Source organism: Cyanobium sp. LEGE 06143 (assembly GCF_015207535.1).
Classification (GTDB): domain Bacteria; phylum Cyanobacteriota; class Cyanobacteriia; order PCC-6307; family Cyanobiaceae; genus NIES-981.
In genome coordinates, this window is record NZ_JADEWP010000057.1 from 1 (window position 1) to 12,865 (window position 12,865).

11 protein-coding genes and 1 pseudogene are annotated in these 12,865 nt (G+C 67.6%); 7 read left to right on the forward strand and 5 right to left on the reverse strand.

What is annotated here, in order from left to right; all coding sequences use genetic code 11:
- From IQ216_RS05790 to IQ216_RS05800, 3 genes and pseudogenes are all read left to right on the forward strand, one after another.
- Positions 1–399: pseudogene (locus IQ216_RS05790) on the forward strand (hypothetical protein); the annotation flags it as partial.
- A 79-nt stretch (positions 400–478) separates the two neighbouring features.
- Entirely contained in the window at positions 479–871 is a 393-nt protein-coding gene (locus tag IQ216_RS05795) for a hypothetical protein (RefSeq protein ID WP_228007189.1), read from the forward strand.
- The gene (locus IQ216_RS05800) at positions 853–1,305 is read left to right on the forward strand and encodes an NUDIX hydrolase (protein ID WP_228007190.1); all 453 of its coding nucleotides are present in this window, start codon (positions 853–855) and stop codon (positions 1,303–1,305) included. The genes IQ216_RS05795 and IQ216_RS05800 overlap by 19 nt, the downstream gene beginning before the upstream one ends.
- Positions 1,306–1,362: 57 nt before the next feature.
- On the opposite strand, the gene IQ216_RS05805 is transcribed toward IQ216_RS05800, so the two are convergent.
- Together IQ216_RS05805 and IQ216_RS05810 are read right to left on the reverse strand one after the other, a co-directional pair.
- The gene (locus IQ216_RS05805) at positions 1,363–1,938 is read right to left on the reverse strand and encodes a DUF924 family protein (RefSeq protein ID WP_193814720.1); all 576 of its coding nucleotides are present in this window, start codon (positions 1,936–1,938) and stop codon (positions 1,363–1,365) included.
- A gap of 572 nt (positions 1,939–2,510) precedes the next feature.
- On the reverse strand, positions 2,511–2,903 hold the full coding sequence (locus IQ216_RS05810) for an MAPEG family protein (RefSeq protein WP_186699219.1): 393 nt from the start codon (positions 2,901–2,903) through the stop codon (positions 2,511–2,513).
- Between the two features lie 116 nt (positions 2,904–3,019).
- Between IQ216_RS05810 and IQ216_RS05815 the strand changes: the two genes are divergently transcribed.
- The gene (locus IQ216_RS05815; protein WP_193814721.1) at positions 3,020–4,096 is read left to right on the forward strand and encodes a calcium/sodium antiporter; all 1,077 of its coding nucleotides are present in this window, start codon (positions 3,020–3,022) and stop codon (positions 4,094–4,096) included.
- A gap of 16 nt (positions 4,097–4,112) precedes the next feature.
- On the opposite strand, the gene IQ216_RS05820 is transcribed toward IQ216_RS05815, so the two are convergent.
- The 3 genes from IQ216_RS05820 to IQ216_RS05830 all read right to left on the reverse strand — a co-directional run bounded on the left by IQ216_RS05820 (position 4,113) and on the right by IQ216_RS05830 (position 8,208).
- Positions 4,113–5,930 (reverse strand): SLC13 family permease, encoded by a 1,818-nt coding sequence (locus IQ216_RS05820; protein WP_370566627.1) that lies wholly within the window; start codon positions 5,928–5,930, stop codon positions 4,113–4,115.
- Positions 5,931–5,988: 58 nt separating this feature from the next.
- Positions 5,989–6,693, reverse strand: a complete 705-nt coding sequence (locus IQ216_RS05825; RefSeq protein WP_186699222.1) for a TrkA family potassium uptake protein — start codon at positions 6,691–6,693, stop codon at positions 5,989–5,991.
- A gap of 72 nt (positions 6,694–6,765) precedes the next feature.
- A complete protein-coding gene (locus tag IQ216_RS05830) occupies positions 6,766–8,208 on the reverse strand; it encodes a TrkH family potassium uptake protein (RefSeq protein ID WP_186699224.1) in 1,443 nt (480 codons plus the stop codon).
- 55 nt (positions 8,209–8,263) lie between these two features.
- Between IQ216_RS05830 and IQ216_RS05835 the strand changes: the two genes are divergently transcribed.
- The 3 genes from IQ216_RS05835 to IQ216_RS05845 form a co-directional block, all read left to right on the forward strand.
- Positions 8,264–8,929 (forward strand): DedA family protein, encoded by a 666-nt coding sequence (locus IQ216_RS05835; RefSeq protein WP_370566628.1) that lies wholly within the window; start codon positions 8,264–8,266, stop codon positions 8,927–8,929.
- Between the two features lie 472 nt (positions 8,930–9,401).
- Positions 9,402–11,321, forward strand: coding sequence for an NAD(P)H-quinone oxidoreductase subunit F (locus IQ216_RS05840; RefSeq protein ID WP_193814723.1), 1,920 nt, complete (start codon positions 9,402–9,404; stop codon positions 11,319–11,321).
- Between the two features lie 9 nt (positions 11,322–11,330).
- Positions 11,331–12,865, forward strand: a 1,535-nt coding sequence (locus IQ216_RS05845) for an NADH-quinone oxidoreductase subunit M (RefSeq protein WP_193814724.1), incomplete at its 3' end; no start/stop codon positions are given.

The window sequence follows — 12,865 nt, forward strand, 5'->3', positions numbered from 1 at the left end:
ACCCCAGCCACTGCGCCCACCCAGACCAAGCCGGCTGAGCCGGCTGAGCCCCAGGCGGCCGAAGCCACCCCCGCTGAGAAGCCCCAGCAGGGCCGCTGGCGCTATTTCGGCAACACCCTGGTGGACTGGGGCAGCTGGAAGCTGCATCCCGGTGGGCTGCGGGTGACGGTGGTTCAGCCCGCCACCGAAGACGTGGGGGCCTCCCGGGCCAGGGCCACGGCGGTGGCGGTGCAGTGCAGCAGCCTGCGCCAGACCTGGCGTGTGGATGGGGCCTGGCAGGCCTGGGCGGTGCCGGAGCCTCGCTCCGTGGGACAACAGATCGTGCTTGACCTCTGTGATGAGGTGCAGGCCTCGCCGGAGGGTGCCATTCCTCCGCCGGCTCCAGCCCCGGGGGTCTGAGGCCGGATCCAACCACCCCTGACCCTGGCGGCACCGGTTCGGGGCCGATACGTTGCCGGCGAGTCACTGGCCCACAGGCATGCCTGCCTGGTTCCTTCGTTCCACTGGCGGCCTGCTGCTGCCCCTGCTGCTGTCGGTCGCTGGGGCCCTCGGCAGCCTCTCCCCGGTCGCTCTGGCGCGCGGCACGCCGAGGGCCGATGCGCTTGAGGCCATCCGCCAGGTGTGGCCCCAGGAGCACCTCGACAGTGCCATCCGCCTGGCCCATCTGGAAAGCGGCCTCACCCCCACGGCCCGTGGCTGCGGTGGGGACTGCTTCGGCCTGTTTCAGATCCACTTCGGCGCCAACCGGGGTCTGATCGCCGCGATGGGCATTCGCAGCCCCGAGGAGCTGCTCGACCCTCTGGTCAACAGCAGCGTGGCCTACGCCATCTTCCGGCAATCGGGCTGGCACCCTTGGGGGATCGAACCCTGAACCGCCCATCCCCTCCTGTGGAGGTGGCCCTGGCCGTGCTCGAGCAGGGCGGCCAGTGGTTGATCCAGCTGCGGGATGACATCCCCGGGATCGTGGCCCCTGGGGCCTGGGGACTGTTCGGGGGCCATCTCGACCCGGGTGAGAGCCCCGCAGAGGCGGTGCGCCGCGAGCTGCTCGAGGAGATCGGCTGGTGGCCCCCCGCCCCGCTGCCCTTCTGGTTCTCCCATCGCAATGCCGATCGGGTCGCCCATGTCTTCCGCGCCCCACTGCCGATGCCCCTGCAGACGCTCCAGCTCCTGGAGGGTCAGGACATGGCGCTGGCCTGCCCTGCTCAGCTGCGCAGCGGCCGGGCATGGAGTCCGAGGTTGGGGGAACACCGCGCCATCGCCCCCTCGCTCCGGTGTGCTCTCGAGGCCCTGCAGCCGCCGCAGTGAGGAGTCCAGGGCTGGYCCCCTTGGCTGAACTGCTGCCCAGGCGGCAGGCAGCTCTGCTCAGMAACGGGATCCCGGCTCCAGCAGGAAGGCCGTCTCCTCCGGCGTGGAGGGGCGCCCGAGCAGCTGGTTGCGGTGGGGGAAGCGCCCGAAGCGGGCGATCACAGCGTGGTGCCGCTGGGCGAACAGGGCGGTGCGAGGGTCGCTCCAGCGGGCGAAAAGGGGCAGGGAGGCTTCCTGCACGGCCAGGTCTTCGCTGTGCATCATCGGCATCAGCCAGAACTGCCGGCGGGCTCTGGCGGGCTCAGTGGCCACCCAGCCCCGCGCCACGGCGGCCTGGCTGAGGGCCAGGGCCTCAGGGTCCGTGCTGAAGGCCCGGGCACTGCCACGCCAGATCTGGCGTGGCAGCTGGTCGAGAAGCAGCACCAGGGCCAGAGCCCCGAGGGGCTCGTCCCCCCATCTCAGCAGCGTTCCCGAGGCGGCCTGTTCGGTGAGCGGAAGGAAGCGCTGGCGCACGCGGGCGTCGAAGGCCCCATCCCTGGCGAACCACAGCCGGGGCTCGATGGTCTCAAACCAGAACTGCAGCAGCTCCAGTGCCTGAGGGTTGGAGCCAGCGCCATCGGGTTCAGGTGTCATCCCAAGCACGATCTCACCACCAGGCCCCTCCCCGGCACGGCCGATGCCCAGCCTCGCGGGATAACAGCTTGCTTTTTGCGAGAACATGGGGTAGTATTCTGGGTGGCCAAAGCAGGCAGTTCGGGCCATCGCCGTAAGCCCGCTCTGCTCTCGCCGCCGCTACAGCACCCTCGCTCTCCGTGCTTTCCGGCAGAGCAGCCCGGGCCGGGAGGCCTGAAGGTCACAACCCATGGAGAGTCCCGTCAGCGCGGGAAGGGTCGTTCCCGTTGCGTCATGCCGATATCTCCGTCAGGCCATGGGACCTCGCTGCAACGGCGTTTCGGCGTCCAGGCCAGTCCATGGATTCAGTTTGTTCCACCCTCGTTTTTCACCCCATCACCATGACCACATTCCATCGCTCCAACCGCCAACGCCCCCTGAGGGGGGCCTCTGTGGGTCGCGGTCCTTCCGGCCCGTGCTGCCCGCTGCGACCCCTGGGCAGCAGCGGCTCACGACAGTCGGGAGCTCCCCAGCCGATCACCTGGGAAGACCTGCTCGGCCAGCGCTGAGACCCATCGCGGCCCAGCCGCCCATCAGCCCAGCTCGCGGATGGCACCGATCAGGGCCAGCACCCAAAGCCCTGCGGCACTCAGAAAGCTGATGCCAAAGCCAGGGCCCCGTCGTTCAGGCGCCTGCAGGTAGCCCACGGCATAGGCCACACGGCCTGCGACCCAGAGGATCCCCAGCAGGTTGGCCAGTGCCGCCTCACTCCAGAGGCAGGCCAGCCAGTAGCTGGGCAGAAAGAACACCAGCTGTTCAAGGGTGTTCTGCTGCACCCGCACGGCCCGCTGGAACGGCTCGGGGCCGTCCATGGCCGGCGGCTTCACCAGGTGCTTGAACCGTGCCCGGCCCACCGCCAGCGCCGTGCCCTGATAGAGGCTGAGGCCCGCGAGGGTCACCAGGGCAGGCAGGGCGAGGCTCGTCATTGTGGTGCGGCAGCAGGCCCCATCTTTGCCGCCGCCTCGCCGCCGCCTCGCCGCCGGCTTGGCCACAAACCCCCTGGCCCCACAATTGAGCGGACTCACCCTGCGACGGCTCGCGCGTGACCAACCTGCTCCCCAGCCTCCTGCAGATCCTGCTGGGCATCCTGTTGCTGTTCGGTGGTGGCGAGCTGTTCGTGGCGGGGTCCACCGCGGTGGCCCTGATGCTCGGCATCCCCCAGATCGTGATCGGCCTCACGGTGGTGTCGCTGGGCACCAGCGCCCCGGAGCTGTTCGTGAGCCTGATCGCCACGGTGCAGGGCAAGGAGGCCATTGCCATGAGCAATGTGGTGGGCAGCAACATCTTCAACGTGCTGGTGGTGCTCGGCATGAGTGCCCTGGTGATGCCCCTGAGCGTGCGCAGCCGCCTGGTGCGCCGCGATGTTCCCCTGCTGGTGGCCCTCTCGATGGCGGTCTGGGGCATGGCCAGTGGCAGCCAGCTCACCTGGCAGGCCGGCGTGGCCCTGTTGGTGGGACTGCTGATCAATCTGGTCTGGGAGATCCGTACGGCCGGGGAAAACCCCGAGGAGGCGGGGGAGTTCGACGCCAGCGAGCGCCTTTCGGCCCTGGCCGCCGGACTGCGCCTGCTGGGCGGGCTGGCGCTGCTGGTGGTGGGCTCCCAGGTGCTGGTGCGTGGGGCCACCACGGCCGCCCTGGGCCTTGGCGTCAGCCAGACGGTGGTGGGGCTCACGATCGTGGCGGCCGGTACGTCGATGCCGGAGCTGGTCACCTCGCTGGTGGCCACTTACCGCGGCAAGGTGGATCTGGCCATCGGCAATGTGGTCGGCAGCAATCTGCTCAACCTGTTCCTGATCCTCGGAGTCTGCGCCACGGCCTCAGGCGGCAGGGGCCTGGCGGTGGACCCCGTGCTGATCCAACGCGATCTGCCGGTCATGGTGGTCACCACCCTGGCCTGTCTGCCGATTTTCTGGAGCCATGGCCAGATCACCCGGCTGGAGGGGGGGATCCTGGTCATGCTGTACGCGCTGTACCTGGGGGAGCAGGTGCTCAGCAACAGCGTCAGCAGCCTCACCGATGAATACCGACTGATTGCCCTCACCGCCGTGGTGCCGCTGGTGCTGGTGTTTTTGGTGTGGCAGGCCCTGCGCTGGCGGCATGAGCGCAAAGCCGGAGTCTGACCATGGGTCTGCCGCCTCAGAGCCCGAACTGTCTGCAGATCAGCCAGGGCACCAGCAGGGTCATCAGCAGCGTCAGCGGAAAGCCGTAGCGGGCCACATCGAGAAAGCGGTAGCGCCCCGGCCCGAACACCATCAGGTTGGTCTGGTAGCCCACCGGGGTGAGGAAGCTCTGGCTGGCCCCGAACAGCACGGCGAAGATGGCGGCCATCGGTGGCATGCCCAACCCCAGGGCCAGCTGAGCCGCGATCGGGATCAGCATCGCCACGCTGGCGGCATTGCTCATCACTTCGGTGAGCAGGGTGGTGAACAGGAACACCACCGCCAGAGCCCAGTAGAGTGGCCATGCGTCCAGGCCTCGGATCAGCGCCTGGGCCAGAGCCTCCGCCAGCCCCGTTTTCTGCAGCGCCACGCTGAAGCTGGCCAGAGACCCCAGCAGCAGGATCACATCCAGCCGGATCGAGCGCTGCAGCTCCCCTGGCCGCAGGCAGCCGGTGACCACCATGGCCACACTGCCCAGCAGGACGGAGGCCACCAGGGGCAGCACCTGCAGGCTCGGCAGCAGGATCGACAGGCCCACGATGGCCAATGCCACACGCTTGCGGCTCACGGTGGGCAGGTCGTCTTCAATCTGCTCCAGCACCACCAGATCGTTGCCGGCCAGCAGACCGCGGATGGCATCCTGTGGTCCCTGCAGCAGGAGCACATCGCCCTCCTGCAACTGGGCCTTGCCCAGGCGTTCCCGCACCACGGCGCTGCCGCGGCGCAGGGCCAGCACGGTGGCGTTGTAGCGCTGACGGAAGCGCAGATCGCGCAGGCAGCTTCCCGCCAGGGCCGAGCCTGCCGGCAGCAGGGCCTCCACCATCCGCTGGCTGTTCTGGGCGTCGGGAATCGGAGGGCTGGAGGCCCCCTCCTCCGGCGTGGGCGCCAGCACCACCGTGTGCTCCTGCTGCAGCCGCAGCAGGTCGTTGCGGGTGCAGCGCAGCACCAGCCGATCGCCCAGCTCCAGGCGCCGGTCGGCCAGGGGCGGCTGAAAACGCTCCTGATCCCGGTGCAGCTCCAGCACGTCCACATCGAAGCGTCGCTGCAGCCGGCTGCCAAGGAGCGACTGGCCCACCAGCTCGGAACCCCTCGGAATCTCCACCTCGGTGATGTAACCGCTGCGGGCGAAGCCCCGGGCCAGATCGGTGTCGTCGTTGCCGCGATCCGGCAGGAAGCGATCCGAGAGCAGCACCATGGCCAGGCTGCCCGCCATCCACACGCCCAGGCCGATGGGCGTGAATGTGAACAGCTCGAAGCCGCCGTAACCCAGTTTGTTGCTCACCTCGCTGGCCAGCAGGTTCACCGAGCTGCCGAGCAGCGTCAGGGTTCCGCCCAGAACCGTGGCGAAGGAGAGGGGCAGCAGCACCTTGGAGGGGGCAATCCGGCGCTTGTGGCACCAGCCCTCGATCACCGGCAGCAATGAGGCCACGATCGGCGTGTTCGGCACAAAGGCCGAGACTGGCCCGACCACGCCAGCCAGCAGCAGGATCATGCGCCTGGGGCTGCGCACGGCATCGGAGCCGATCAGTCCCCGGAGCCGGTCCAGGCCACCCGAGCGGAACAGGCCGGCCGAGAGGGCGAACAGGCCCACCAGGGTGAGCAGGGCCGGGCTGCCGAAGCCCTCCAGGGCCTCGGCTGGCTTCAGCACCCCCAGGGCCATCAGCAGCCCCACGGCCAGCAGGCCGGTGACTTCCGCCGGAATCCAGCTGCCGATGAACAGCACCACCGACAGCACCATCACCGCCAGGGTGATCAGAGCCTGGGGGGCGAGAACGGCCTCTAGCAGGGGTGGCAAGGGCCAGGCGCCGACGCCGCCTGAATGTAGGGGCTTCGCTGCCGCGGCCCCCTGGGGGTCAGCTCCCAGGCAGCTCGGCCAGATCCTCTGTGGCGCCCATCACCACCAGCAGTTCCCCCTTCTGCAGCACATGGGAGGCGGGGGGATTCACGGTGAGCTGGTTGTCCGGCCCGGCGGCCAGCACACTCACGTTGAAGTTCTTGCGCAGGTTGAGATCCCGCAGGGACTGACCGATGAACGGTCCGGGAACCCGGATCTCCTCGATGCTGTTGCGGTCGTCGAGCCGCAGACGGTCCAGCAGGTTGGGACGCACCAGCTCAAGCCCCAGCCGCTGGCCCTGCATCTTGGAGGGGAAGATCACCCGGTCGGCACCGACCCGCTGCAGCATCTTCATGTGCAGGTCGTTGGTGGCCCTTGCGATCACCTGCTTCACCTGGCTGCCTGTGCTGTCTTTGGCGATCAGGGTGGCGGTGACACTCACCTCGATCGGTTCACTCATGGCCACCACCACCGTGGTGACATCGAGCACCCCCGCGGCCCGCAGAGCCTCTTCATCGGTGCTCTCCACCTTGCGGGCCGTGATCGAGGGGTCCTGCCTGTTGATCCGATCCACGGCGGAGGGGTCATTGTCGATCGCCAGCACGTCGGCGCCGCCCTTGCTCAGTTCCAGGCAGAGGGCCGTGCCGAAGCGCCCGATCCCGATCACCGCGAAGCTGCCCAGGGCCCGGCTCTCGGCTGGATTCCAGTTCCACCAGTTGCTCATGGTTGCCGGGAGTCGCGCGGGGCCAGATGAGTGGATCCTCGCTCAAGGCCCGACCCTGGCCCGTCGCCTGCCTCAGATGTAGAGATCTTCGCGGGGGTAGCCCACCCGCGGCTGGCGGCGGCTTCCATACAGCGCCGAGAGCAGCAGCAGGATGCCCAGCCGACCCACAAACATTCCCACCATCAGCACCAGCTGGCCCCAGCGGTTCAGCTGGGCCGTGACGCCCAGATCGAGCCCCACGGTGGCGAAGGCGGACATGCAGGTGAACAGCTTTTCGAGAAAGTTGAAGCTGTTGGCCCCTTCCGCTCCACTCGCCGTGGGTCCCAGGCCCAGCAGCAGGGCCATCAGCAACACGAAAATCAGCGAGGCGATCGTGACCCCGATGGCTCGCATCACCACCCGATCAGGAATCTGGCGGTTGTGAATCACCACCTCTTCTTTCCCCTGCAGGGTGGAGCGGGTGGTGGCCATCAGGGTGGCAAAGGTGGTGGTCTTGATGCCACCGCCTGTGCCGCCCGGACTGGCGCCGATGAACATCAGCACGATCACCAGCAGCAAGCCGGCGTCGGAGATCGTTTCCACCGAGAGGGGCAACGTGGAGAACCCCGCTGTGCGGGTGCTGATCGACTGGAACAGGGAGACCTGAAGCCGCTGCAGCCCACCGAGCGATTGGACAACGCCCCCGGTGGCGAAGGATTCGGTGAACACCAGGCCCAGGGTGCCGAACAGCACCAGCAGCAGGGTGGAGCGCAGCACGAGGCGTGTGTGCAGGCTGAGTCGGCGCATGCCGCGCCAGGTGGCGCGGTTGGCCCACAGGTCATTCATCACCCGCCAGCCGATTCCCCCCACCACGATCATCGTGGCGATCACACCATTCACCACGGCGTTGTCGCGGTAGCGCTCCAGGCTGCTGCTCCACAGCCCGAAGCCCGCATTGTTGTAGGCGCTGATGGCATGGAAGAGCGAGGCCCAGAACCGCTCCAGCGGGTTGGCGATATCGGTGAAGCCAAAGCTGTAGAGCAGCACGGTGCCCAGACCCATCACCCAGCAGCCCGCCACCAGGATGCTGTTGAAGGTGGGGCCGATTCCGCCCACGCCGAATTCATCGAGGGCACGGCCCTTGTCGAGACGGGAGCGCAGCCCGGAGTGGCCCTGCACGAAACCCTGCAGGAAGGTGGTGATGGCCATCAGGCCCAGCCCGCCGGTGATGATCAGGCCCGCCAAGGCCACCTGCCCCAGCAGGGTGAGGTCGGTGCCGATGTCGATCACCGTCAGGCCCGTGACCGTGATGGCGGAGGTCACGGTGAAGAGCGCTTCCCAGAGCCCCACCTCGGGCGAGGAGCAGAGCGGACTGGAGATCACCAGGGTGCCGGCCGCGATCACCAGAGCGCCGGTGACCACCGCAAACTGAGGCACGGTGAGGGCGTGGCGCCAGCGTTTCAGGGCCTCCCAGGGGCCGGTGCGAGCGTTGCGGCGCAGATGGCTGTCTTGCAGGGCGATGTCAGGGGGCGGCATCGCCGCAGGGTCCAGGCCGGAGGCGCTTAACCTAAACCCCCTCACACCCTGGCTTTTGCCCCCGCTGCTGGCCTGGTTTCCCGATCTCCCCCAGCTGATCGACCGGGCTGCCCAGCTGGATCCCTGGCTCGGCTACGGCGCCATCGCCCTGGCCATGCTGCTGGAAAACCTGATACCGCCCATCCCCTCGGAGGTGATCCTGCCCCTGGCGGGTTATGGCGTGGCCCGAGGTGATCTGGCCTTGCTGCCCACTCTGCTGGCGGCCCTGGCCGGCACCGTGCTGGGGGCCTGGTGCTGGTATCTGGTGGGTCGGCTGGTGCCGCGGCCGCGGTTGGAGGGATGGCTGGAACGCCATGGCGGCCAGGTGGGTCTGCGGCTGGGCAGCCTGGAGCGCAGCCGCTCCTGGTTTCTGGCCCATGGCCGGGCCCTGGTCTTCTGGGGACGCATGGTGCCCGGGATGCGCACGCTGATCTCGGTGCCCGCCGGCCTCGAGAGGATGCCCCAGTTGCCTTTCCTGGCCTGGACCACCGCAGGAAGCCTGATCTGGAGTTTCGCCCTGATCCTGGCCGGCCGTCTGCTTGGGCAGCAGTATTCCCTGGTGGCCGAGCGCTTGGAGCCCTATGGGCAGATGCTGCGCGTGCTGCTGCTGGCCACCCTGCTGCTGGGGCTGGGGGTGATCGGGACGCGCCTGTTGGCCCAGCCGCAGCGACGGCAATCCTGAGCCGGAACCATCCCCGCGTGGATTGGATCACCCCTCCTTCTTGAAGCCATAGGACATTCCTTCGCGACGCCAGCCCAGCGGGCGAAGAACCCGCTTAAGGTTTACTTCGCAACCCCCTACTCCAGCCACTCGCCATCGCCTCAAACCCTTGTTCCTTGAGTTGAGCTGCTCTTGACGAGGCTCAATCACCATTTCCCGCAAGGCCTGGGCAGTCGCTCGCCACGGCCATCCACGTGTGCCTGATGGCACCACTCCTGGTTCTTCTGGATCTCAGGATTGTGGCCGTTCTTCCCCTGATTCAGCTTCCTGGCTTCTCCCCGGGGCATCATTAAGTTGGCAGATTGCTTCCGAGCTATCAGTCCATCAATGTCCCAATCGCTGCCAAGGTCTTCAGGGCCCTTAGTTCAGGACCCGTAGTTTCATCCTCTCACTGACGTTCTCCCGTTCAGATGCCACCGGAATTGTCGTCATCATGACTGTCGCCTTTCTGGAGACGGCCTGGCTTGTGCCGCTCTATCCACTCGCTGCCGCTTTCCTCTCCCTCGCCTGGTCACCCGGCGTCATCTGGCGCACCGGACCCCGCCCCTGCGGCTACCTCAACCTGCTGATGGTGAGCGTGGCGTTCTGCCATGCCGTGCTGGCGCTGCTCGGGCTCCACGCCAGGCAGCTGGCCGTCGACGCGACGGCCCTGGAACCGGTGCGCTTCGGCTGGACCTGGATGGACACGGCAGGCCTGAAGATCGGCTTCGATGGGCTGATCACCGAGCCAGCCCTGATCGCCATGATCGTGATCACCGGTCTGCATGTGCTCGTGCAGATCTACACGATTGGCTACTTGGAAATGGATTGGGGCTGGGCTCGTTTCTTCGGTTCGCTCAGCTGCTTCGAAGCCGGCTTGTGTGCCCTCGTGCTCACAGACTCTCTCTTCTTCAGCTATGTGATTCTCGAGCTGCTCACCTTGGGCACCTACCTCATTGTGGGCACTTGGTATAACCAGTCGCTCGTGGTCAAGGGGGCCCGGGATGCCTTCCTCACCAAGCGGATCGGAGACCTGATCCTGCTGGCCGGCGTGATTGCCCTGCTGCCGATCACCGGCACCTGGAACTTCCATGGATTGCAGGCCTGGGCCGAGGCTCAGATCGCCGCCAGCCCCGATGGCCATGTCACCCTGCCACTCAGCGTCACCCTGATCCTGCTGGCCCTGATTGCCGGGCCGATGGGAAAATGTGCCCAGATTCCCCTGCACCTCTGGCTCGATGAGGCCATGGAGAGCCCCCTGCCCTCCACGGTGCTGCGCAACTCCGTGGTGGTTCTGGGTGGGGCCTGGGTGCTGTTGCGGCTTCAGCCGCTGCTGGCCCTCAGCCCGCTGGTGGGTTCGGTGCTGGTGGTGGTGGGAGGTTCCACGGCCCTGGTGGGCGCCCTGATTGCCCTGGCCCAGGTGGATGTGAAGCGAGCGCTCTCCTTCCTGGTGAGCAGCTGGTTGGGCCTCCTGTTTGTTGCGGTCGGTCTGGGCGGCGTTCCCGTGGCCAACCACCTGCTGCTCGTCTACCCCCTGCCCATGGCCCTGCTGCTGATGGTGGTGGGCACCGTGCTGGTGAGCAATGTGACCCAGGACCTCACCCAGCTCGGGGGCCTGTGGAGCCGACGTCCCCTCACCGGTCTGGCCTTTCTCGTGGGCAGCGCCGGATTGATCGGCCTGCCGCCCTTCGCTGGTTTTTCAGCCCTGCGCGAGTTGCTGGCTCTCACCGCCGGCAGCACCCATCCCGTTCTGCTCTCGGGCGTGGTGCTGCTGAGCAATGGCCTGATCGCCGCCGGATTGATCCGGGTGTTCGGCCTCATCTGGGGGGGCAGCCCTTCGGCCTTCACCGCACGTTCGGCTGAGGTTCTCTGGCTGATGGTGCTTCCCACCACCGTGCTGATGGGTCTGGTGCTGCATCTGCCGATCATCCTGGCCAGCAGCGGCGTGTTCGGGCTCTCAGCCCTGCCGGCCTGGGGCCCCATGGCCGTGCCGCTGCTGCTCAGCACCGTGGCGGGCTGCGGTCTTTCGGCCGTGTTCTATCTGCGCCCGCACCCTCTGGCGAAGCTGCCTGCTGCCATGGGCGGCTTCCAGCGCTGGTTGGCCCACGACATGGACACCGAGCGCTTCTATCACCGCACGGTGGTGGCCCTGGTGCTGGCCCTGGCCCGGCTCGGGGCCTGGAGTGATGGACGGGTGGTGGATGGCTTCAGCACCGGCACCGGCGCTGCGGCCATGGCCAGCGCCCGCCGGCTCAGCTTCACCACCAGCGGCCGCACTCAGCTCTATGCCCTCACCTTGATCGTCGGCGTGGTGCTGATGGCCGCCTGGCTGCTGACCAATCCCACCCCGCTCCTTCCCACGACCCTGCCCTGAATTCCGGCCATGTCGCTGCTCATCCTGTTGCTGTTGGTGCCCCTGGTCGCCGGCCTTGCGGTGGCCGTGCTGCCCGCCGAGGCAGCCGTTCGGCCCCGCACCCTGGCCCTCGCCGCCGTTTCCGTTCAGCTTCTGCTCGGGGGTCTGTGCTGGCTGAGTCAGCCGGCCGACCTGGCCATGGCCTGGCTGCCGAAGCTGGGACTGGCGCTGGAGCTGGGCCTTGACGGCCTGTCCCTGCCGGTGGTGCTGCTCACCGCTCTGCTCACGATGCTGGTGCTGCTGGCCTCCCCTGCCGATCAGAGTCGGCCGCGGCTCTACGTGAGCCTGCTGCTGGCCACCAACCTCGGTCTGGTGGGAGCCTTCCTCGCCCAGAACGCCCTGCTGTTTCTGCTCGCCTTCGAACTGGTGCTCATCCCCACCACCCTGCTGGTGGCGATCTGGGGACGGGCCAATGGCCGCGGAGCCGCCATTCGCTATCTGATGTACGGGGCGGTGTCCGGCCTGGCCCTGCTGGCCGCGGTGCTCGCCTTCGGTTGGCTGGCCCAGCCTGGGGCTGATGCCGCCGCCGGCATGACGCTGTTCAGTTTCCAGACCCTTGCCAACGCCAGCTTCAGTCCATCGGCGGGCCATTGGATCCTCGGCCTGCTGCTGCTCAGCTTCGGCCTCAAGCTGCCGATCGTGCCCCTGCATGGCTGGCAGCCGATCACCTACGCCGAGGCACCGATCCCTGTGGTGATGCTGCTCAGCGGCTCAGTGTCGAAGCTGGGGGCCTATGGCCTGCTGCGCTTCGGCGTGGGTCTGCTGCCGGATGCGTGGGCCAGCTTCTCGCCCTGGATTGCGGCGGCGGCAGCCGTGAGCGCGGTGTACGGCGCCCTCAACGCCATTGCCCAGACCGACATCCGCCGTGTGATGGCCTACAGCGCCCTGGGCCACATGGGACTGCTCACCCTGGCCCTGGCCGCCGCCACGCCGATGAGCCTGCAGGGCGCCGTGGCTCAGGTGCTGGCCCAGGGGTTGATCACGGCCCTGCTGTTTTCCTGTGTGGGGCTGATCGAACGCAAGACGGGCACCACCTCCATCCCTGAACTCTCGGGCCTGATGAACCCGATTCGCGGCCTGCCGTTCACCACTGGCATGCTGTTGATTGCCCTGATGGCTGCCGCCGGCATTCCTGGACTGGCGGGCTTCCCGGCTGAGTTGCTGGTGTTTGAGGGCAGCTGGGTCACCTTCCCCAGGGCCACGCTGGTGTGCCTTGTGGCTTCCGGGTTCACCGCCGTCTACGCGGTGCGGCTGTTCAACCGTGTGGGCTTTGGACGTCTGGACAATGACCGCGCCGACTGGCTGGCCACGACATGGGCCGAGCGGGCCCCGGCGATCGTGCTTTCAGCCCTGGTGCTGTTTGCTGGCCTCCGCCCGGCCCTGTTGACCGGATGGAGTGAATCCACCACGGCCTTTCTGGCCCTGAGACAGTCCACAGGAACCACCTCCACCCTGCTCTCCCGGTCGACGGCGACAGCAGCCGCCATGGCCGCTGCCCTACCTCC